This window comes from Methylotenera sp. N17 (assembly GCF_000799155.1).
Classification (GTDB): domain Bacteria; phylum Pseudomonadota; class Gammaproteobacteria; order Burkholderiales; family Methylophilaceae; genus Methylophilus.
The window spans coordinates 1,390,480-1,410,712 of record NZ_JUGE01000001.1 but is presented as its reverse complement, the minus strand read 5'-3'; the positions used below and the strand labels follow the sequence as shown (position 1 = coordinate 1,410,712).

The window sequence follows — 20,233 nt, the reverse complement described above, 5'->3', positions numbered from 1 at the left end:
GATAGCTCGATGAAACTAATAAATGCTGCTTCGATTGCACTGGCTGTATTCACGTTGTTGCTCACTATAGTGTTTTTTACTTGGTGGGCGTTTAAAGACCAAGCGGTGTTTGGTAGTGAAAAGTTTGATCAAACCAGATGGATGCAGAGCGCCGCTACTCTGGAGCAAGAGTGCAAGCGTGGTGACATGGCCTATGATTTAAAAGAGCATATTCTGATTAAAGGCGCGCAACGTGAAGCCGTGATGGCCTTGCTTGGGCGCCCCAGCCTAGAAGACACCAATGCCATTGAATACGATTTAGGCAAGTGTATGCATGTGTACCATGCTTTGCGTATTTTCTTTGATGAGAATGGCCGTTTGATGCATTCTCGTATCTCCTCACACTAAACGCCTGTTTACGCTAGGCAAGCACCTAGCGTAAATCCACATTTTCTTTATTGTGTAATGCCCGCACCGCCCATTACAATGCAGTATGTTTTCTGCACTTGATCATCTATACATGCAGCGTGCTTTGCAACTGGCGGAGCGCGGTCTCTATACCACCACACCTAACCCGCGGGTAGGGTGTGTCATTGTTCATCAACAAAAAATAGTAGGTGAGGGCGCACACCTCAAGGCGGGAGAGCCTCATGCTGAGGTATATGCCTTACAGCAAGCTGGACAGCATGCGCGTGGTGCAACTGCCTATGTCACGCTAGAGCCTTGCAGCCACCACGGTCGCACACCGCCTTGTGCCGATGCGCTACTCAAAGCCGGAGTTGGCAAAGTCATTGCGGCGATGGTGGACCCAAATCCGTTGGTAGCGGGTAAAGGTTTGGCCTATTTACAAGCGCATGGTATTGAAACCCAGCATGGGCTAATGGAAACACAAGCAAAGGCACTTAATCCTGGCTTTATTTTGCGTATGTCGCAGCAAATGCCGTGGGTCCGTTGCAAAATCGCGGCAAGTTTAGATGGCAAAACCGCGATGGCAAATGGCCACAGCCAATGGATAAGCTCAGAAGCATCGCGTCTGGATGTGCAGCACTGGCGCGCTAGGTCTTGTGCCATACTCACTGGTATCGGTACTGTACTTGCCGATAATCCTCAACTGACCGTACGTGATATTCCTGACACACGCCAGCCACTGCGCGTGGTGGTGGACAGTCAGCTGCGCATGCCTATGGATGCACGCATTATGCAAGGCGGATCTACTATGATTGCCTACGCCACGGACTCCCTACAACGTACGTCTTATTGGGCAGATCAGGGTGTCACTTTGTTTCATGCGGCAGATGCACAGGGGCAGGTGTGTCTAAATACGCTGTTAAAGCACCTAGCGCACTGCCAAATGAACGAGGTGATGGTAGAGGCTGGGCAAGGATTAAACGGCGCGCTAATCGCACGCCAGTTGGTGAACGAGTTGCTCATGTATTACGCCCCTAAATTGATGGGCGGGCAAGCCCACAATATGTTGGCAATGCCTAGTCTCACGCATATGTCCCAAGCCATTGATTTAAACATTACCGATATCAGGCAGTTTGGGGCGGATATTCGTGTGCTGGCACTGCCAGAGTACGCATCGGCAGTTACTTAATATGTTGATTGATACACATTGCCACTTGGATGCCCCTGAATTTAATGCCGACCGCGATGCGCAGGTGCAGGCGAGTATTGCGCAAGGGGTTGCAGCCATTGTTGTGCCCGCAGTGTGTGCCAATAATTTTCAAACAGTAATAGCGCTATCCGATCAATACCCACAATGCTGGTACGCGCTTGGCTGGCACCCGATGTACATTGATGCAGCGCAACCGAGTGACATGCACACTTTGCGGCAATTGATTGCGCAGCATGTAGGCACATCAAATAAACTGGTAGCTGTCGGTGAAATTGGTTTGGATTTTTTTGTCACCAAGCAAAATGCAGAAACGCAAAGCTATTTCTTTACCGAGCAATTAAAAATGGCGCGGGATTTCGATTTGCCGGTGATTCTGCATGTACGACGTGCGGTAGACGATGTGCTCAAGCATCTGCGCCGTCATAGCGTACGTGGCGGGATAGCACATGCGTTTAATGGCAGCTTGCAACAAGCGGAGATGTTTGTAGAGATGGGTTTTAAGCTAGGATTTGGTGGTGCCATGACCTACACCCGTGCGCTCAAGATCAGAGCGCTAGCCAAAGCAGTCGGCATGGATGCGATTGTATTAGAGACAGATGCGCCAGATATTCCCCCGGAATGGCTAGGTACACAGGGTAGAAATAGCCCAAAAGAGCTAATGAAAATCGCTGAGATTTTGGCTGAGTTAAGGGGGATGCATGTGACGCAAATCATTGAAAATACAAGCAAAAATTCTATCGATATTTTTCCAAAATTAGCGTATTTATGCACACCACTTGAAGTGTTACATTAAGTTTCGTTAAAAAGTGTTATTAAACCAAGGGGATATTGTAAGTAATTGATTTTATTAATAAAAAAAATAGATTAAAAAATGAACTTTTAGAAAAAGTCCTTATAAAATGGTAAGTTACGTTTTTAAGACACAGTAATCCACAAAGTTATCCACAGATTTTGTGGATGGAAAAAATCAATATTATTTATTTTAAAAATGCAATTATTTTTTTGATATTTTTTTCATTTGAACCGCTTGCAATTTCATTAAAAAAACTAACGGTTATATTATGAACGTTGAGCAACAACATTACCGCACCATCTGGCCAGACACCCAAACACGCTATGTCACCATTATTGACCAGACACGTTTGCCATTTGCGTTTGAGCTGGTGCGCATAGATTCCGTTGCTGCAATGGTGACCGCCATCAACACCATGCAAGTGCGGGGGGCACCCTTGATTGGTGTGTCTGCTGCTTATGGTATTGCTTTGGCTATGAATCAAGATACTTCGGATGCTGCGCTGGCTATGGCAGCACAACAGTTATTACAAAGTAGGCCCACTGCCGTGAACTTGGCTTGGGCGGTTCAGCGTATGCAGACTTACTTAACGCAGCTGCCAACATCATTGCGTCGCGATGGTGCATGGCAGGAGGTGGCAACCATGGCTGATGAAGATGTGCTGCAAAATCAGGCAATTGGGCGACATGGTTTGGTGTGTATACAGAAACGCTATACAGATAAACCGGTGCAAATTCTGACACATTGCAATGCTGGTTGGTTAGCCACGGTGGATTATGGCACTGCGCTGGCACCGATATATGCTGCACATGATGCGGGAATACCTGTGCACGTGTGGGTGGACGAAACGCGCCCGCGTAACCAAGGGGCGAGCTTAACGGCTTGGGAACTGGCCCAGCATGGCGTACCGCATACTGTGATTACCGATAATGCCGGTGGACATTTGATGCAGCATGGGCAGGTGGATATGGTGATTGTGGGTGCAGACCGCGTCACGCGTACAGGCGATGTCTGTAACAAGATAGGCACCTATTTGAAAGCATTGGCGGCGTTTGATCAGCAAATCCCTTTTTATGCGGCGGTACCTAGCCCTACGATTGATTGGCAAATAGAAAACGGTTTGCTGGACATTGAAATTGAAGCGCGCAATCCGGAAGAGGTGGCGTGGATACAGGGATTGACCGCACAAGGTACTATTGAGAATGTGCGTGTGATTCCATTGCAAAGCCAAGCACTTAACCCGGCCTTTGATGTGACACCGGCCAGATTGGTTACAGGCATCATTACTGAAAAAGGCGTGTACGCGCCTGATATGCTTACATCATTACAGTCGCATTGATCGCCACTATGCTTCAAACAGACACACATTTAGCAACAGAGTTATTACAAACGGCACAGCAATTACAGCAGGCCGGACTCAATAAAGGCACCTCTGGCAATGTCAGCGTGCGCAATGCAACGGGCTTTTTGATTACACCCTCTGGTGTACCGGTAGATGCATTATCAGCCACAACCATGGTACAGATGGGGTTAGATGGTATCGCTGAAACCGATAAGAAACCATCCAGTGAATGGCGGTTCCATCGTGATATTTTGCAGCAACGGCCGGAAGTCAATGCAGTGGTGCATACGCATAGCATGTTTGCCACGACGCTGGCATGTTCGCATCGTGAAATCCCTGCTTTTCATTACATGATTGCCGTGGCCGGCGGTGCCAATATTCGTTGTGCACCGTATGCACTGTTTGGCTCGCAAGCACTCTCGGATGCAGCGATTGAGGCGTTGAAGGCACGTAAAGCCTGCCTGCTGGCAAACCATGGCGTGATTGCGCTTGGTAAAGACTTAGCTGAAGCCTTGTCGATTGCAATAGAAGTGGAGAATCTGGCGGAGCAATATTGGCGTGCCTTGCAGTTGGGTACGCCTTATATACTCAGTGAAGTAGAAATGCAGGCGGTGTTTGCGCAGTTTAAAGGTTACAGCAGTTGGGCTGACCCATTAGAAACTTAAATCATATGGCTTCATGCTATATGATTATTTTCTACCCACTCACCATCAATCAATTGTTCTTGAGGTTTAAAGCGTTGTTTATAAGCCATTTTTTGGCTCTGCGCTATCCAGTAGCCCAGATACAAATAAGGCAATTCTAGCGTTTTGATCCATTCGGTCAACCACACAATGGCATATGTCCCATAACTATTTTTAGCATCGGTTGCGTCGTAAAATGTATATACGGCCGACACGCCATCTTGTACAACATCAATGACACTGACGATTTTGATTTGCCCTTGTGCGTCAGCAAACTCAATCATCAAGCTTTCTACATTGCTTAGGCACAAAAATTGGCGGTATTGCTCGGCTTCATTGCTTTCTATTGCAATGCCTGCCGTATCATCGCGGTGCCGTAATTGCTGATATTGCGCATACAGACTAAAGTGCGCATCGTGAAAATCCAGCGGTAGTATCCTCACCGATAACTCTTGATGTTGTTTAAACGCGCGTTGCTGGCTGCGCGATGGAGAAAAACGTGCAAGCACTAAGCGCACGGGTGTACACGCATGGCAATGTTCGCAATGTGGGCGGTAGGCAAATTTGCCGCTACGTCTAAACCCTTGTTGGATCAAGCCACTGTACACCTGCGCATTGACCAATGACTGCGGAGACGCGATTAAGCTTTGCGCAAGCTGGTTGGGCAGATAACCACACGGATAAGGTGTGGTGACATAGAACTGTAGTTTTTGCAGGGAAGGTTCGTTAGGGAGCGTCATGTTGGACTTGTGTAAGTGTTTGCAGTTGCTGAATAAACAGATCGCGTTCAATTTCGCGTCCGCCAAATTGTGTCAATAAAGGCGTGCGCATCTGGCAGTCAATTAGCCCAACATCTTGTTGTATAAGGTATTGCACTAAGTGTACAAACGCCACTTTAGATGCTTCTGACACATGGTGAAACATGCTTTCTCCATAAAACATACGCTGTATTTGAATGCCGTAGCAACCGCCCACTAACACACCGTTTTGCCAACTCTCCACAGAAGTCGCATAGCCTGCTGCGTGCAGTTCGCAGTAAGCGTCAATCATGGCTGGGCTAATCCAAGTACCGGATTGCTGAGGCCTAGGCGTTGCGCTGCAAGCAGTTATCACCTCACGAAACGCAGTATTGATGCGTACTTCAAACAATTGCTTGTGAATTGTTTTTGAGAGTGAGCGCGAGACCTTTAGTTCCTCTGGATACAACACCATGCGCGGATGTGGACTCCACCATAATATCGGTTCGCCCTCACTAAACCAAGGGAAAATCCCCTGTTGATACGCGTCTAACAAACGTGTCATGGTTAACTCACCACCAATGGCAATTAAGCCATTGGGTTCTGTTAATGCCTGATGAAGTGGCGGAAAAGCATTGTGCCGATTCAATGCTAGTACATTGCCGGTCGGTAGTTGATAGTAGGCATCGGTCATGGCAGGTGTCATGTTTAGCTAAACTTGAAAGGAGCGTGTGCTTTGGCCCACTGCATGACCTTGTTGGCTGGCATAGGCTTGGCAATGCTATGGCCTTGCACTAGGTCACACCCCAATTGCATCAGTTTTTGGGCATGGTCTGCAGACTCGACACCCTCGGCAATGACGGTGCGTTTGAATTCTTTGCAGAGTGTAATGATGCTGCTCACAACAGCTAAGTCTTCGGAATCGACTAGCATGCCGTTGATAAATGAACGGTCAATCTTGATGCTGTCTACTGGCAGACGGCGTAGGTAGGTGAGTGACGAGTAGCCGGCGCCAAAATCATCAATGGCAAACGTCACCCCCAATTTTTTACATTGCTGGATGATATGGGTAACATTGTTAATCTCGCCAATCGCTGCGCTTTCTGTAATTTCAAGGTTTAAGTAGTGCGGTGGCACGTTGGGAAATTTGCTGAGCATGGCCGCCAACTTAGTTTCAAAACCTTTATCCAATAAATGATGCGCGGCAATGTTGACCGCCACATAAAAATCAAACCCAGCTAGGTGCCATTTTTTTAATTGGCCCAGTGCGTTTTCAATCACCCATTCGCTGATGTCGATGATTTGGTGTGTGTTTTCGATCAGCGGCAAAAAGTCATTGGGTAGTAATAAGCCTTTTTGTGGATGCTGCCAGCGAATCAGTGCTTCCATGCCAACGACCTGACCGGTGCGTACATTAATTTGTGGTTGAAAGTAGACGCTAAGCTGATTGTTGGAGAGTGCTTTCGCAATATCTTCTTTGAGCTGATGTTTATCGCGTGATAATTGGGCGAGCTGTAGATCAAATAGGTGGTATTGTTTGCCGCCATGCGTTTTGGCGTGATACATGGCGTGATCGGCATGGCGCAATAATGTATCCGGTGGGTTTTTATCACCTGGGTACACGGTATAGCCTATGCTGGCCGAGATAGAGAACGCATGATTGGCGATATGAAAGGGCGCTTCTATCGCCGCCAAAATACGGTCCAGCGTTTCTGTATACTCTGTTGTACTGTGTAAGCCGCTCAGCAGTAAGGCAAATTCATCACCCCCAAGTCGGGCCACGGTATCTTGTTTGCGTAAGCTTGATTGTAGACGCTCTGCCAGCATCACCAGTAATTGGTCACCCACTTCATGACCAAACTGATCGTTGATGGGTTTGAACTCATCCAAATCTAAATAGCAAATAGCCACCACTTCTTTGGTGCGTTCTGCATGTGCTAACGTTTTTTGCAGGCTGTTTGAAAACAAAATGCGATTCGGTAGCTTGGTTAATGCATCATGGTAAGCCAAGTGTTCCAGAGATTTTTGCTGTTCTTTGGCTTGCGTAATGTCAGAAAACAACCCGACATAGTGCTGAAACTCGCCGGTTTTGGCGTGTACGGGAAACACATCTAGCCAGGCAATATAGGTTTCGCCGTTCTGATGACGGTTCCATACCTCGCCTTGCCATTCGCCTTGCTGCTTGGTAGATTCAAAAAATTGAGAGAAAAACGCCTCGATCTGATAGGCAAAGCCTAGTGTTTCTGGGTTTTTGCCTAAGGCTTCCTCTCGGCTAAATCCTGTAATCACGGTAAACGCAGGGTTCACTTCAATAATACGCGCTGTGGAGTCGGTAATGAAAATACCATCGTGCGCGTGCTCGAATACGCTGGAAGACACGCGGAGGCGATCAGCATTTTCCGTAAGTTCTGTCACCATATCGTGTATGCGCTGGCGCATGGTGAGCATGTTGCCTATCAATGTATCTGGGGGTGCATGCGTGCCATCATCATTAAAATCGCCTTGCTCTATACGGTGTACAAGGTTGTAAGCAGTTTCCGGGTCACCGCCCAAGGGTTTAAGCACAAAGCGCTTAATGGCATGCGATGCCAATAACAACAGCACGCAGCCAAATACACTACCTAGCACCAAAATCGGATAGAGGTTGCCTATGCTTTGCAAATAGGCTTCGTGTTTAGGGTAGGCAATATAAGCGTCAAAATTCCAATCTGGAATACGTTTTTTAATAATGACCCAGCGATCATCTGTTTGATTGAGGATGGATTGTGCCGCTAATGGCTGTGTGCGTTCTGAAACAAAGCGCAACTGATGATTGTAATCACGGATAGCAGCAAAGCCGGTGTCTAAAAATGACCATTGTTTAATGGCTTGATCCAGCGCTTTCACGTCTACTTTGTACCCGACATACCATGCGCCGATGACTGTACCACTTTGGTCAAACATCGGCTCATAGCCTGAGATGTAGGGCTCTCCCAAAATATCAACCACGCCGTAAAAAGCTTTTCCCTTGCGTAAAAATGGAATGGCTTTGCCAGTAGGGTCTAATTGTGTGCCGACAGCACGTGCGCTATTTTTGATTTTGACGTTGGTGGCAATGCGAATAAAAGCATCGTGGTGTTTGACAAACAAGGTGGCTGTGCCATTGCCGATGCTCGTGACACCATCGACCAAACTGCTTTGTCGGATTTGTGCTTCTTCAGCAAACGTTAAGTTAGGAATCGTCTCGCCATTGAGCACAACAGTGCCACGAATATGCGGGGTGCCAAGTGCCTCGCTATTTTTTTTCAATAGCTCCATAGAGGAGTGCACGCGCTCCTCAACCAAACTCTTGGCCATGGTGAGTAGGTGTGCAAGCTCATTGGTTTCCTGATGCGCATCTGCTTCTATTTCACGCATGTTAAGCGTGAACATGTAGACCGTGGTGGAAAGAACCGCAAATAGGCCGACAAGCAAGAGTGGTAGTAGGAAGCGTTGGAAAAAAGCTAATTTTTTCATGTTGCCGATTGATTCATATTGCCAATTTGTTCATATTATTAGTCAGGCTATTCTTATAGGAATTAAGATTCAGTCATCTCAATGATTAGTATCGGCCGTACCTCAATCTTCTGTAGTCGATACCCGTAACAAATATCACATAGATTGAGGATTAGCCGATGGATACCAGCATCCATAACGCCATGCCAGCCATCAGCAAATCCTCGATAATAGTGACGGTGCTCATTGGTAAATTAAATACAGCGCCCAAACAAGCGCAACGGATCTTTTGGCGATTACTCACTGCAATGAGTACGCCCAAGGTGGAAAATGCCATGACGATAAAAGTCACGAGGTTGAGTAAACGGCTATCGCCCTGAATGAGGTAACCTATCCCTAAGCTCAACTCAATAAACGGATAGGCATAGCCGTATTGTGGAACACGTTTGGCGAGTACATCATACATGGCATAGCTGCTGGCAAATCCGGGCAGATCAAGCAGTTTAAAAAAAGAGAAAGCCAGAAAAAAACCTGCCATAAAATTTGGCATAAATCGGTGCAGTACAAACCCGCCAGCTACCCATTCAACCGCTGAACAAACGAGCAAAATATAGGCGAATACCAATAAGAGTGGCCGATAGGTACTGAACCAAGAGCTTGATTCAATAGAAGTGGTAGGTGCAGTTGGAGATGCTATTGTGCTTAATGTGTAATGCCCCACTTGGCTAAGTGCCTGATTCAATTCATCGATATTTGCATTGGGCTGGTGCAGTGTCGCTAGTGCGGGGTCAAGTGAGACGTCTACATGCGATGCGTATTGGGATAAGGTGGCCTGAACGCGTTTAACGCAACCACCGCAGGTCATCCCGGTGACTTGATAGCTTATTTTTTTCGTTATTGCATTCATACTTCAATCATAGTACGGCTAGTACTTAAATACAACATCAAAAAAAGCTTTTAAATCAAATCATTAGCGCGTAAAATAGTTGCCCTATGGAAGTCTACACCGATAGTTTAGCCAAGCCGATTCATACCTATCGCCCATATTGGGCAAAACGTTTTGGAACAGCCTCTGTTTTACCCATGACCCGCGCCGAAATGGATGCACTGGGCTGGGATAGTTGTGACATTATTTTAGTGTCTGGTGATGCCTATGTAGATCACCCTAGCTTTGGCATTGCACTGATTGGGCGCTTGCTAGAAGCGCAAGGCTTTCGCGTAGGCATTATTGCGCAACCCGATTGGCAAAATGCGAGTGCATTCAAAGTATTAGGTAAACCCAATTTGTATTTCGGCATTACCGCAGGCAATATGGATAGCATGGTCAATCGCTATACTGCAGACCGTAAAATTCGCTCGGACGATGCTTACACGCCAGATGCTGCGCCTAATAAGCGCCCCGACCGTGCAGTGCTAGTGTACTCACAACGTTGTCGAGAAGCGTATTCCGATGTGCCGCTGGTGATTGGTAGTATTGAAGCCAGCTTGCGTCGTATTGCCCATTACGATTATTGGTCGGATAAAGTACGTCGTTCTATTTTGGTGGATTCCAAAGCAGATATTTTAGTGTACGGAAATGCTGAGCGCGCCATTATTGAGATCAGTCACCGCATTGCAAAAGGTGAGAAAGTCAGCGAAATTCAAGATATTCGTGGCACTGCATTTTTGCGTAAAGCCATTCCAGAAGGATGGTCTGAAATTGAAAGTACCAAGCTAGACCGCCCTGGTGTGGTGGATAAACCGGTAGACCCCTATGAAATGAAAATGGGTAAAGCCGATGCCAGTTGTGCGACTGAGCCTGCTAAACCGATAATGCCTGAGGGTACCAACCCGATTCAGATTGTACGCAAACCGAAAGCCGACCGTGCAACACAAGTGGTGCGATTGCCAGGCTATGAAGAGGTAATTGCCAACCCCATCATGTATGCACATGCTTCGCGCGTGTTACATTTAGAGGCTAACCCAGGCAATGCACGTGCATTGGTACAAAGGCACGGTGATCGTGAAGTGTGGTTGAACCCACCGCCCATTCCATTGACCACCAAAGAAATGGATTATGTATACGATTTGCCTTACGCACGTAAGCCGCATCCGCTGTATAAAAATGCCAAAATTCCTGCATGGGAGATGATCCGCTTCTCTGTGAATATCATGCGTGGTTGTTTTGGCGGCTGTACTTTCTGTTCGATTACGGAACATGAAGGCCGAATTATTCAAAGCCGTAGTGAAGATTCTATTCTCAAAGAGATTGAAGAAATCCGCGACAAAGTGGATGGCTTTACAGGAATTATTTCAGACCTAGGTGGCCCGACCGCCAATATGTACCGCATTGCCTGCAAGTCGGAAACCATTGAAAAAGCCTGCCGTAAACTCAGTTGCGTATACCCAGGTGTTTGCGAAAACCTGAATACAGACCATAGCGCTTTGATTCAACTCTATCGCAAAGCGCGTGCCATTAAAGGCGTGAAGAAGATATTGATTGGTTCTGGTTTGCGTTATGACCTTGCCGTGAAATCGCCAGAATACGTTAAAGAGCTGGTACAGCACCATGTGGGCGGCTATTTAAAAATTGCGCCTGAGCACTCAGAAGACAATGTGCTGAGCAAAATGATGAAACCTGGCATGGGTGCGTATGATGAATTTAAAGCCATGTTTGAGAAGTTTAGTGCTGAAGCAGGTAAGAAGCAGTATTTGATCCCTTACTTTATTGCCTCACACCCGGGAACCACGGATGAGGACATGCTGAATTTAGCGCTTTGGCTCAAAAAGTATGAGTTTAGATTAGACCAAGTGCAAAACTTTACGCCCACACCAATGGCGATGGCGACCGCCATGTACCATTCAGGCAAGAATCCGCTACGCAAAGTGACGGGGGACTCCGAGGATGTGCCTGTGGCCAAATCGGGCAGTGTGCGCAAGCTACATAAAGCCTTTATTCGTTACCATGACCCAGCCAACTGGCCGATGTTGCGTGAGGCGCTTAAACGCATGGGCAGAGCCGATTTGATTGGGCCGGGTAAAAAGCAATTGGTGCCAGCGTTCCAGCCAGCGGTAATGGCGAATATTAAGCAGTCAGATGGGACGAGCTTTAAAGCCAAACCGTTGCCGAAAACCTTTGCCAATTTTAAAAATGCGGCTAGACCAGCGTTTAAGAAATCAAAATAAGCGCTACATTTAAACTGGCAATAAAAATGTAGCGCCGGATATTTTAAGATGCTATGTTATTTGAGAGCGTCTTATTTTATTTTAAAGCGTCTTGAATTTTCTTCATATCTACATATTTACTCAACCCAGATGTAAATTCCGCACCAACTGCTGGATTGCTCATGAGCTCTTGCATGGCTAGTCTACCTAGCGACTCGAAAGCAGTTCTAAGTGCTGTGGGATCCTCTAAGTCGGTTGCAATTTTAATCTCATTTCTACAATCGACCGAAAGTAAGCGCGTCAATAGTCTGCCATTGGTCATATTGATCTCCTCTAGCTTTTCTGGGGGTAGGTTGGCGATACTGCTGACTTCCGGGTGCTTAGTCATTGCCGCAAATACCCATCTTGCTAAATTCACTCTATCTTTGCCCGTTGTCGAGTTTGCCAAGCAAGTCCCGACAGCATCTGCAGCTGGCCCTGCATAAGCAACTGATGTAAACAATAACGGGAGTAACAATAGGAGAGACGTGCTGAACTTGTGAATTGACATATGGATTCTTTATTGTGGTTTTTAGATGATAGAAAATTATACTTGAAGATGGATATGTTTGAACTATCAACTGATTTGTATAGACTATGAGTACAGTTCAACAACCATTTAGGCCATCATGAGAATTGACTCAATCAAGCAATATTGCATCGCAATGATATTATTGGGTTGTGCACTGACAGCGCAAGCCGCAGAAAAAGGGTTGTTCTGGAAAATGGAATCGCCTGCTGGCGTGACCAGTTATTTGTTTGGCACCATGCATACCGATGACAATCGCGTCACTGAGTTTTCCCCAGAGGTGCTCAATGCGCTGAATCAGGTAGACACCTTCATGATGGAAGTCTCCCCTAGTCAAGACCCCAAATTGTTGATGTTGCAAGAAGGCAATATCGCTCAACTGATGACGAATGAAGAATTTGAGCAAGTGCGTGAGTTGGCAGATTTTCATGTCATGCACCTAGGCGCTGCCATGCAGATGAAACCGTGGCTATTGGCGGTTATTTTTGATTTGCCCAAACCACAGACACCATTTGCACAAGATAATTTACTTATGACCAAATCAGAAGATTTGTCGAAAGATGTGGAAGGCATTGAGACAGCCCAAGAGCACTTTGGCGTAATGGATGATTTTAGCTTAGATGAGCAAATGGTTATGTTACGTGCGGTACTTAAGCGTACGCCAAAGCAAAAAGAAAAGGATTTTGAAAGACTAATGAGTGCTTATTTAAAAGGGGATGCTGAGCAGATTGCCAATTTAGATGCGCAAATCACAGGGGGCATGTTACCAGCACCATTGTGGGAAAAAATGCGTACCAAGCTGCTTGATGAGCGCAATGTGGTGATGGCAGAACGTGGTATTGCTAAAGCTAACGCACAAGCAACCTTTATCGCGGTTGGCGCATCACATTTGGCGGGTAACTCAGGGTTGATCGCCGCATTTAAAAAAGCCGGGTATAAGTTAACGCCGCTCAACATGCGTTAGCGCGTGGCTAGATGATTGTTATACTAGATGATTGTTATATTAGGGTGATTGCTATACGAAATACTTAGATTCGTTTTCGATGGTTTGAATGGCGGTTTCAAAATCCATCGATTTATCGTAAAAGTATTTAACGCCCAACTGACGCGCAAGGCTTTTGTAGTAGCCATTCGCATGGTTGGTCAGCATCAGTGTTAGCGGTGCTTTGAAAGCGTAATCCGGGTTCATTGTATGTTTGACCACTTCAAAACCATTGCCTTGGGCTAGCTCAATATCGGCAATCATAAAGTCGTATTGTTTGGTGTCGAGCAGTTGGATCGCGTCCTCTTTATTGGTCGCATAATCGTCTATCGAAACATGTTCGCAGACTTTCAACATTTCTATAATCGATTCCCGCAACAACCGAGAATCTTCCACCAATAACACACGCATCATATATATAAAATCTTCACTATTACGTTCGACATTTCACAGTTTAAAACATCATCTCAAGTACTTCTATCGGGTTTTGTCCTACACAACCTAAGTGACCAGCGCATATTTAATGGCATAGTAAGTGAGGTCTGCGTTGGTCTTTAAGCTCATTTTTTCCAAAATGCGGGTGCGATAAGTGCTCACAGTTTTAATGCTGATATGCAATTCTTCTGCAATTTCTGTTGGGGTAGATCCACTGGCTAGTTTGAAAAAAACCTGAAATTCGCGTTCGGAAAGCAGCTCATGCAGTTGTTTTTCAGATGGATGGCTGAGTTCATTGGTCATGAGTTCAGCTAACTGCGATGAGATATAGCGCTTGCCTTGTGCAATGGTACGTATCGCAAGAATGATTTCATCTGAGTCAGCATCTTTAGACAAGTAACCTTTGCAGCCGCTACGCATCAAGTTGAGCGCATACTGCTCTTCGGCATAGCCGCTGAGTACCAGTACCGGCAAATCGGGTGCAATATGCTTGAGGTCACGCAAGGTGTCCACGCCATTTTTATCGGGCATGGAAATATCCAGCACGACAATATCATATCTATTTTTACGAATAAGGTTTAACGCCTCTGCGCCTGACGTGGCCTCATCAGCAACTTCAAGGTCAGATTCCAACGCGATTAAATTACGCAAACCCTGTAATACGATTTTATGGTCATCGACCAATAGAATTTTTTTCATGCGCAATTCCCAACTAAGCAAATATTTTGTTGATTAAACCACATATTGAAAACCGCTTGGACTAGCGGTTTGCTTCATCTGAGGTGTCGGCTGTGCCGTCTAATCCTAGTCTAAACGATTGCCAATCTTTTGCGATGAGTTCGCTGGTTTCTTCTAAGAGTGGCTTTTCCTTCCAAGAGGTTTTAATTACACCAAAAATAAGTGCACTGATGCACAACGGCACTAACATAGCGACTCCTAAAATTAGATTGCGATCCGGGCTTTGCCAGGCCGTGGCAAACAGCCACATTAAGCCCAGCAATCCACTAAAAATAATCGCGGAAAACATCACTAAAAACCCAATAAAGCTGTTCACCATGCGTTGCACATCGCGCGTTACATTCTGCTTAATGTATTTGACTCGGCTCTCGGCATAATCTGCCGCATTTTCCTTTACGTCACGTAAGTCTTGTTTCGCTTCGGAAATACGGTTGCCAATAAGATAGAACGCAACAAATTTAACGATAGATGCAAGCATGGTCTGGGCTTTCTTTATTTTGAAGATTGCTTTGAGCCTAACACATAACCCAATAGCAAGCCTACCCCCGCAACCAGTACGAGTGTACCTACTGGGTTTTCGCGCACAGTTTCAGCAGCACGTTCTTTAGTCGTGGCATAAGCATTCACCACTTCATCGGTGACTACTGCTTTCAGTTCGGCGGCTTTGTCTGTCACTTGATCTTTTAGACTATTTATTTTAGAGGCTTGTGTGTGCTCATTAATAAGGGACTTTAAGCTATGGATGAGTGATTGCGCCTGATCTTTCGCCTCTTCAGTCTTATCGACGACTTTGTCGGACAGGTTAGTGGTAGACGCTTTAATTTTGTCGCTTACTTTTTCCACAACTTTGTTACTTTCCTGCGCCAATTGATCAGCTTTTGTTGTGACGGGTTCTTTACCTAAATTAAACATGATGGACTCCTAAAAAATGAATCATTTACTAAAAGGTGCTCACTAATAATGAGTGATTAGCCTCTGGATTTTAAAAATGAAATAATGGTCAATATCAAAAATACAAAAAAGAGTATTTTGGCGATACTGGCAGCACCGGCTGCAATGCCACCAAAGCCCAGTACTGCGGCAATAAGCGCAATGACAAAAAATACTACGGTGTAATGAAGCATGGTGTTCTCCTAAAAACGTAGGGCTTGAGTGATTGCCTACAACGTGTTGCCATATTAAGAAGATTGGCTGGCAAAAGTGAGTGGGGAACGTCTGAATTCAGCGTAGGAAAGCGCCTACACGTAGGCCACCCACGTATGTGGGGATCAAGTATGTGGAGATAAGAAGTGCCATGAACAAAAAGGTAAAACAGGTGAAGCATGTTATGCTGACGGTCCTGTTTCAAAGAATGTAACGCAATGCAAAAACTCGTTAATTTAATGTTTGCCAAGCTAGACCAACTGTTCAATATCTTTGGCGGCCGCAATATTACGTTATTAGGTGTTTCTCTCATTGTTACCATCTTTAGCTTATTCTTTAATGAGAATTGGCTGCATACGGCTACGGAAAAATCAGCAGAGATCGCACAGTTGAATCGCCTGATGCAAGAGGTGCAACAGTTGCAGAGCAGTGTCTATAAAGCTGAAAGTTCGCAACGGGGCTACTTACTGACCAACGCTAAAGAGTATTTGCTACCTTATGATATAGGTGTGGATGACGCCAAAAAAGGCCTGCAATCTATCAATACCGCCTTGCTTGCATTAACCCCCGCTGAAGCCTATAAAAAAGAGCAGACGATTTTAAGCAAGCTATCTGCCGATGTGGGCGCCAAAATCTCCGAAATGAATGTGACGCTGGAATTTGCGACCGATGGCAAAATGGTGGATGCCAAGAAAATTGTGAAGCTAGACAGTGGTTTGATGCAGATGCACACCATTAACCACAACATTGAGTTATTGCAAAACGCGTTGAAACAGCGTTTGCAAGTGGTATATGAGGCACGTAATTTAACGCGTATGGTCATTCGCACTTCTGTTATTGCTGGGCCGATTGTGCTGATTTTTTTAGTGGTGCTGGTGATTAAGCAGCTATTAAAAGAGTTGGCAGATAAGGCCTTACTACAGCAACAGTTATCCGATGAGAATCTACAACATGAGAAACATGCGATAGAGCAAAGCAAGCTGTTGCGTAGCCTAGCCTTAGACTATCAGGCCGATGTAGAACGGGAGCGACACAAGCTGGCCAGAGAGTTGCACGATGAGTTGGGCTCTATTCTTACCGCTTCTAAAATGGATATCGCCTGGGTGATTAAATCTCTGGCGAAATCCCATCCGGAAATTGCGGACAAACTCAAAAAAACCAATACCTATTTGGATCAAGGCATTAACTTTAAGCGACAAGTAGTGCAAGAGTTACATCCTGCTATGATTTCAACTTTTGGCTTTTGGCCTGCATTGCGTGCATTGATTGACGATGCGGTTGAACGCAACCAATGGGAGCTCACGATAACATTACCAGACGAAGGCACAGTGATACATGAAACCATTAGTTTGGTGGCGTACCGCATTGTGCAAGAGACACTCAATAATTGTAATAAGTATGCCAAAGCAACCACACTGTCTATTCATATGATCAGTGACGACAAGCACTTGAAAATCGAAATTCAAGACAATGGCGTAGGCATTGATTTAGATAAACTCGAAGCAACTACACACGGTTTGAGTGGAATGCGTCATCGTGTTTTAGCCATTGGCGGACACTTTGAAGTGTCCAGTGGGATAGGCAAGGGGCTGTTTACGCGCGCTATCCTGCCTTTGGATGTGAAATTATCCGAACCTACATTCACCACGTTGTAGTCTTCCTCTGACAGCAGAATCAGAGAATGTTCGACTGACGTAGGCGTTTGGACTCTCTACTATGGCATCAACAAAACACAGTCAGTTTTGTGTATGCAAACCATAGAGGAGATACAACATGAATTATGCCAACATTAAGAGAACAACACTTATATTAGCCATGGGGGCAGCTGGTTTTTCATTTCACGCCAGTGCATTTGATACTGACCAAGTGCAAGATAGTCAAACCTCGTACGCAGAACAGTTTAACCAGTTAGATGTAAGCGGTAATGGCTTACTGACCTGGCCAGAGGCTGCTAAAGACAAATCGCTGAACAGTAAGCAATTTGCCAAAGCAGATAAAGACCATGACGGCTCACTGGATAAAGATGAATATGCCGAAATTAAAACCGAACTTGGTCAAAAGAAAGTCTCACAAGTCGTGAGTGATAGTGTGATTACTACTAAAGCTAAAGCGAAGTTATTGGCCGAAGAGTCACTCAAGTCACTGAAAATTAGTGTAGAAACCTACAAAGGTGAAGTCATTCTAAGCGGCTTTGTGAATAATGAAGCTACTAAAGCAAAAGCTGAAGAAGTAGTGGCCTCGATTGAAGGCGTTAAGTCTGTTAAAAATGGTTTAGTGGTCAAAGGCTAATCCATTTGAATTAAATTAAGCATTGCTCGCTCAAAAAACCACACCATTTGGTGTGGTTTTTTTATGCTTTCATTCATAGCTACAATGGATAGAGTTGTAGCTGTGATTTAGTGTTGTACGTGGTCACAGCATACCCGGTATGAAACGTAATATGTTTAAGCCTCCGGAATGTCAGTATCTATTAGGCCTTGCAATAACTCTTCTCTGGCTGATTTTGCAAGGGCTTGGTATTTGGTGCGAAAAGCATCCAATTCTTCCTCTTCAATTTCCTCTAGATCCAACAGTGCATTGTGAGCACCCTTGGTAACACGAATCAATTCATCTAGTTTGACTTGAATAGCTTCAGTATCTCGGTTCTGCGTGTTCTGAATTAAAAACACCATCAAAAAGGTCACAATCGTTGTACCAGTGTTAATCACTAGCTGCCAGGTGTCGCTAAAGTTAAAAAGCGGCCCTGAAATGATCCATACAAGAATAACCCCAGCAGCAATAGCAAATGTGATGGGCTTTCCACTGAAGTGCGCAATGGCTCTTGCAAGATGCGAATACCAAGCTTTGGTCATGTCTCTCTCCGTTAAGTCAATCTACTTTTGGCTATAGATTAGCATTCATTGCACAATAATTGCATCACACATGCTGGTTCCCTTCCGTTGCTGGTAAATTTGGTTGATAATCACGCACTTTTTATAAAAATTAATTGATCACATTACCCATGCATTCCAATCAATATCGCATCGCTAGTTATGGCATTTTCGTTATCTTAGTATTGTTTACTTTGCTGACGTTTCGTCATTACGGTATCAGTAACGATGAGGAGGTGCAGCATGTGTATGGGCGTCTTTTATTAGAGTTTTACCAATCCGGCTTTAGTAACCAATCTGCCTTTCATTATAAAAATCTTTATTTATATGGAGGGTTCTTTGATGTCATTGCCGCGATTCTTGAAAAACTGACCACCATGTGGCTGTGGGATATGCGGCACTTACTTTCCGCAGCTTTCGGGCTATTGGGATTTTTAGCCGTGTATAAAATTGCTGTTACGCTTGGTTCTACGCGTACTGGCTTTTTAGCTTTATTGCTATTGGCACTGACGGCAGCGTGGAGCGGCGCCATGTTTACGCATACCAAAGATATTCCATTTGCCACTTGCATGACTTGGGCGCTGTATTACACCGTGCAGTTGTCCCGGCACTTGCCTAAAATCCCACTCAATATAAGTTTGAAGTTGGGTGTGGCGGTAGGGTGCGCCTTAGGCATGCGTATTGGCGGTGGTTTTGCGGTCGTGTATTTAATCTTAGCATTGTTGGTTGCCAGTTTAATTGTAAAGAAAAACTGGTCGGCTAGAGTGCAATGCTTATCAGTCAGTGCATGGTATTTGTTACCGGCTGGCTTGGTTGCTTTTGCTATCATGGCCGTTTTTTGGCCATGGGGAGTGATGTCACCGGATCATCCGGCCGAGGCGATCAAAGCTTTCTCAAACTTTTCATTTAATATGTTGACCATCGATGACGGTACGGTCACCAGTATAGGAGAAGTGCCAAGAACCTATTTGCTTAATTATTTAATGGTCAGGTTGCCTGAAGTATTTTTATTAGGCTTGTTAAGCTTGTGCCTAGTGGCGATGGCCAATTATAAAAAAGCAGGTAGCTATTTAAGCTCTCAACATGCGCTGCTGTTAAGCCCTGTGGTGATTGCCGTGGCTTTTCCGCTGGCATTTGTACTGATCACTAAGCCAGCTTTGTATAATGGCGTGAGACACTTTACCTTTGTGTTGCCGCCACTGGCAGTATTAGCAGCGTTGGGGATTGATCAAGCATTGAATGCGTTGCAATGGTCTAAGCGTGTAAGCTTGGCATATGCCACGGTAGTAGCGGCTTTATCTGTGGTGACATTGAGTGTGCTGATTCACCTGCATCCATACGAATATATTTTTTATAACCATTTAGCCGGCAACCCTGCCATTGCCGAAAAGCAATGGGAGAGCGATTACTGGTCTAGTAGTTTACGTGAAGCATCCAAGGCGCTCATGAGCACACCGATACCTGCTAGAACAGCGCCTTATTTGGTGGCGGTATGTGCAGAGTCGTTTCAAGGCAGCGCTTATTTAGATCAGCGCTTTGAGGTGACCAAAAACTGGGATGCCGCAGATTTTTATATGTCATCGACCAATATGAACTGCGATCAAGTATTACAAGGTAAAGTGATTGCAGAAGTAAAGCGGCTTGGTACACTATTGGCAGTAGTAAAAGATAGGAGACAGTTGGAAGGAGAGGCGCGTTATGCAAGGCCAGCACCCAATTGAGATGAA

Annotated in this window: 21 protein-coding genes; 10 read left to right on the top strand and 11 right to left on the bottom strand. The window is 45.4% G+C overall.

Annotation, left to right across the window (positions count from 1 at the left end):
- The first annotated feature begins 9 nt into the window (after window positions 1–9).
- The 5 genes from FG11_RS06775 (at window position 10) to FG11_RS06755 (ending at window position 4,397) form a co-directional block, all read left to right on the top strand.
- Entirely contained in the window at window positions 10–387 is a 378-nt protein-coding gene (locus FG11_RS06775; RefSeq protein ID WP_020182317.1) for a hypothetical protein, read from the top strand.
- An 85-nt stretch (window positions 388–472) separates the two neighbouring features.
- Window positions 473–1,576: a bifunctional diaminohydroxyphosphoribosylaminopyrimidine deaminase/5-amino-6-(5-phosphoribosylamino)uracil reductase RibD gene (ribD, locus tag FG11_RS06770; protein ID WP_047533949.1), complete on the top strand. Its 1,104-nt coding sequence runs from the start codon at window positions 473–475 to the stop codon at window positions 1,574–1,576.
- 1 nt (window position 1,577) lies between these two features.
- The gene (locus tag FG11_RS06765; RefSeq protein ID WP_020182315.1) at window positions 1,578–2,390 is read left to right on the top strand and encodes a TatD family hydrolase; all 813 of its coding nucleotides are present in this window, start codon (window positions 1,578–1,580) and stop codon (window positions 2,388–2,390) included.
- 268 nt (window positions 2,391–2,658) lie between these two features.
- Entirely contained in the window at window positions 2,659–3,729 is a 1,071-nt protein-coding gene (gene mtnA / locus FG11_RS06760) for an S-methyl-5-thioribose-1-phosphate isomerase (RefSeq protein ID WP_047533947.1), read from the top strand.
- A gap of 8 nt (window positions 3,730–3,737) precedes the next feature.
- Complete coding sequence (locus tag FG11_RS06755) at window positions 3,738–4,397, top strand: class II aldolase/adducin family protein (RefSeq protein WP_047533945.1); 660 nt, start codon at window positions 3,738–3,740, stop codon at window positions 4,395–4,397.
- Between the two features lie 11 nt (window positions 4,398–4,408).
- Here the strand turns inward: FG11_RS06755 and FG11_RS06750 are convergent, their stop codons facing one another.
- The 4 genes from FG11_RS06750 to FG11_RS06735 form a co-directional block, all read right to left on the bottom strand.
- A complete protein-coding gene (locus FG11_RS06750; protein ID WP_047533943.1) occupies window positions 4,409–5,155 on the bottom strand; it encodes an arginyltransferase in 747 nt (248 codons plus the stop codon).
- On the bottom strand, window positions 5,142–5,846 hold the full coding sequence (gene aat, locus FG11_RS06745) for a leucyl/phenylalanyl-tRNA--protein transferase (protein WP_047535894.1): 705 nt from the start codon (window positions 5,844–5,846) through the stop codon (window positions 5,142–5,144). The genes FG11_RS06750 and aat overlap by 14 nt, the downstream gene beginning before the upstream one ends.
- A gap of 14 nt (window positions 5,847–5,860) precedes the next feature.
- Window positions 5,861–8,647: a bifunctional diguanylate cyclase/phosphodiesterase gene (locus FG11_RS06740; protein WP_047533940.1), complete on the bottom strand. Its 2,787-nt coding sequence runs from the start codon at window positions 8,645–8,647 to the stop codon at window positions 5,861–5,863.
- A 151-nt stretch (window positions 8,648–8,798) separates the two neighbouring features.
- Entirely contained in the window at window positions 8,799–9,533 is a 735-nt protein-coding gene (locus FG11_RS06735; RefSeq protein WP_047533937.1) for a heavy-metal-associated domain-containing protein, read from the bottom strand.
- Window positions 9,534–9,619: 86 nt separating this feature from the next.
- On the opposite strand from FG11_RS06735, the gene FG11_RS06730 reads away from it, so the two are divergent.
- On the top strand, window positions 9,620–11,791 hold the full coding sequence (locus FG11_RS06730) for a YgiQ family radical SAM protein (RefSeq protein WP_047533936.1): 2,172 nt from the start codon (window positions 9,620–9,622) through the stop codon (window positions 11,789–11,791).
- Between the two features lie 76 nt (window positions 11,792–11,867).
- Here FG11_RS06730 and FG11_RS06725 read toward each other — a convergent pair whose 3' ends face one another.
- Window positions 11,868–12,320, bottom strand: a complete 453-nt coding sequence (locus FG11_RS06725) for a hypothetical protein (RefSeq protein ID WP_020182306.1) — start codon at window positions 12,318–12,320, stop codon at window positions 11,868–11,870.
- A gap of 118 nt (window positions 12,321–12,438) precedes the next feature.
- Between FG11_RS06725 and FG11_RS06720 the strand changes: the two genes are divergently transcribed.
- A complete protein-coding gene (locus FG11_RS06720) occupies window positions 12,439–13,302 on the top strand; it encodes a TraB/GumN family protein (RefSeq protein WP_025224512.1) in 864 nt (287 codons plus the stop codon).
- 51 nt (window positions 13,303–13,353) lie between these two features.
- Here FG11_RS06720 and FG11_RS06715 read toward each other — a convergent pair whose 3' ends face one another.
- From FG11_RS06715 to FG11_RS13455, 5 genes are all read right to left on the bottom strand, one after another.
- The gene (locus FG11_RS06715) at window positions 13,354–13,734 is read right to left on the bottom strand and encodes a response regulator (RefSeq protein WP_047533934.1); all 381 of its coding nucleotides are present in this window, start codon (window positions 13,732–13,734) and stop codon (window positions 13,354–13,356) included.
- An 87-nt stretch (window positions 13,735–13,821) separates the two neighbouring features.
- On the bottom strand, window positions 13,822–14,454 hold the full coding sequence (locus FG11_RS06710; protein ID WP_020182303.1) for a response regulator: 633 nt from the start codon (window positions 14,452–14,454) through the stop codon (window positions 13,822–13,824).
- 61 nt (window positions 14,455–14,515) lie between these two features.
- The gene (locus FG11_RS06705; RefSeq protein WP_047533931.1) at window positions 14,516–14,971 is read right to left on the bottom strand and encodes a hypothetical protein; all 456 of its coding nucleotides are present in this window, start codon (window positions 14,969–14,971) and stop codon (window positions 14,516–14,518) included.
- 14 nt (window positions 14,972–14,985) lie between these two features.
- Window positions 14,986–15,405, bottom strand: coding sequence for a DUF883 family protein (locus FG11_RS06700; RefSeq protein ID WP_020182301.1), 420 nt, complete (start codon window positions 15,403–15,405; stop codon window positions 14,986–14,988).
- Window positions 15,406–15,461: 56 nt separating this feature from the next.
- On the bottom strand, window positions 15,462–15,617 hold the full coding sequence (locus FG11_RS13455) for a DUF1328 domain-containing protein (protein ID WP_020182300.1): 156 nt from the start codon (window positions 15,615–15,617) through the stop codon (window positions 15,462–15,464).
- Window positions 15,618–15,854: 237 nt separating this feature from the next.
- On the opposite strand from FG11_RS13455, the gene FG11_RS06690 reads away from it, so the two are divergent.
- Together FG11_RS06690 and FG11_RS06685 are read left to right on the top strand one after the other, a co-directional pair.
- Entirely contained in the window at window positions 15,855–17,291 is a 1,437-nt protein-coding gene (locus tag FG11_RS06690) for a sensor histidine kinase (RefSeq protein ID WP_047533928.1), read from the top strand.
- A 118-nt stretch (window positions 17,292–17,409) separates the two neighbouring features.
- Window positions 17,410–17,925: a BON domain-containing protein gene (locus FG11_RS06685; protein ID WP_020182298.1), complete on the top strand. Its 516-nt coding sequence runs from the start codon at window positions 17,410–17,412 to the stop codon at window positions 17,923–17,925.
- Window positions 17,926–18,080: 155 nt separating this feature from the next.
- On the opposite strand, the gene FG11_RS06680 is transcribed toward FG11_RS06685, so the two are convergent.
- Window positions 18,081–18,488 (bottom strand): low affinity iron permease family protein, encoded by a 408-nt coding sequence (locus FG11_RS06680; RefSeq protein WP_020182297.1) that lies wholly within the window; start codon window positions 18,486–18,488, stop codon window positions 18,081–18,083.
- A gap of 149 nt (window positions 18,489–18,637) precedes the next feature.
- On the opposite strand from FG11_RS06680, the gene FG11_RS06675 reads away from it, so the two are divergent.
- On the top strand, window positions 18,638–20,227 hold the full coding sequence (locus FG11_RS06675; protein WP_047533926.1) for a glycosyltransferase family 39 protein: 1,590 nt from the start codon (window positions 18,638–18,640) through the stop codon (window positions 20,225–20,227).
- The last annotated feature ends 6 nt before the right edge of the window (window positions 20,228–20,233 follow it).

Bases quoted from the DNA above. Each gene is read 5' to 3' on its own strand.
- FG11_RS06750 (WP_047533943.1), bottom strand. From the start codon at position 5,155: ATGACGCTCCCTAACGAACCTTCCCTGCAAAAACTACAGTTCTATGTC.
- mtnA (WP_047533947.1), top strand. From the start codon at position 2,659: ATGAACGTTGAGCAACAACATTACCGCACCATCTGGCCAGACACCCAA.
- FG11_RS06680 (WP_020182297.1), bottom strand. From the start codon at position 18,488: ATGACCAAAGCTTGGTATTCGCATCTTGCAAGAGCCATTGCGCACTTC.
- FG11_RS06775 (WP_020182317.1), top strand. From the start codon at position 10: ATGAAACTAATAAATGCTGCTTCGATTGCACTGGCTGTATTCACGTTG.
- FG11_RS06685 (WP_020182298.1), top strand. From the start codon at position 17,410: ATGAATTATGCCAACATTAAGAGAACAACACTTATATTAGCCATGGGG.
- FG11_RS06720 (WP_025224512.1), top strand. From the start codon at position 12,439: ATGAGAATTGACTCAATCAAGCAATATTGCATCGCAATGATATTATTG.
- aat (WP_047535894.1), bottom strand. From the start codon at position 5,846: ATGACCGATGCCTACTATCAACTACCGACCGGCAATGTACTAGCATTG.
- FG11_RS06730 (WP_047533936.1), top strand. From the start codon at position 9,620: ATGGAAGTCTACACCGATAGTTTAGCCAAGCCGATTCATACCTATCGC.
- FG11_RS06705 (WP_047533931.1), bottom strand. From the start codon at position 14,971: ATGCTTGCATCTATCGTTAAATTTGTTGCGTTCTATCTTATTGGCAAC.
- FG11_RS06755 (WP_047533945.1), top strand. From the start codon at position 3,738: ATGCTTCAAACAGACACACATTTAGCAACAGAGTTATTACAAACGGCA.
- ribD (WP_047533949.1), top strand. From the start codon at position 473: ATGTTTTCTGCACTTGATCATCTATACATGCAGCGTGCTTTGCAACTG.
- FG11_RS06740 (WP_047533940.1), bottom strand. From the start codon at position 8,647: ATGAAAAAATTAGCTTTTTTCCAACGCTTCCTACTACCACTCTTGCTT.
- FG11_RS06690 (WP_047533928.1), top strand. From the start codon at position 15,855: ATGCAAAAACTCGTTAATTTAATGTTTGCCAAGCTAGACCAACTGTTC.
- FG11_RS06735 (WP_047533937.1), bottom strand. From the start codon at position 9,533: ATGAATGCAATAACGAAAAAAATAAGCTATCAAGTCACCGGGATGACC.
- FG11_RS06765 (WP_020182315.1), top strand. From the start codon at position 1,578: ATGTTGATTGATACACATTGCCACTTGGATGCCCCTGAATTTAATGCC.
- FG11_RS06710 (WP_020182303.1), bottom strand. From the start codon at position 14,454: ATGAAAAAAATTCTATTGGTCGATGACCATAAAATCGTATTACAGGGT.
- FG11_RS06725 (WP_020182306.1), bottom strand. From the start codon at position 12,320: ATGTCAATTCACAAGTTCAGCACGTCTCTCCTATTGTTACTCCCGTTA.
- FG11_RS06715 (WP_047533934.1), bottom strand. From the start codon at position 13,734: ATGATGCGTGTGTTATTGGTGGAAGATTCTCGGTTGTTGCGGGAATCG.
- FG11_RS13455 (WP_020182300.1), bottom strand. From the start codon at position 15,617: ATGCTTCATTACACCGTAGTATTTTTTGTCATTGCGCTTATTGCCGCA.
- FG11_RS06700 (WP_020182301.1), bottom strand. From the start codon at position 15,405: ATGTTTAATTTAGGTAAAGAACCCGTCACAACAAAAGCTGATCAATTG.
- FG11_RS06675 (WP_047533926.1), top strand. From the start codon at position 18,638: ATGCATTCCAATCAATATCGCATCGCTAGTTATGGCATTTTCGTTATC.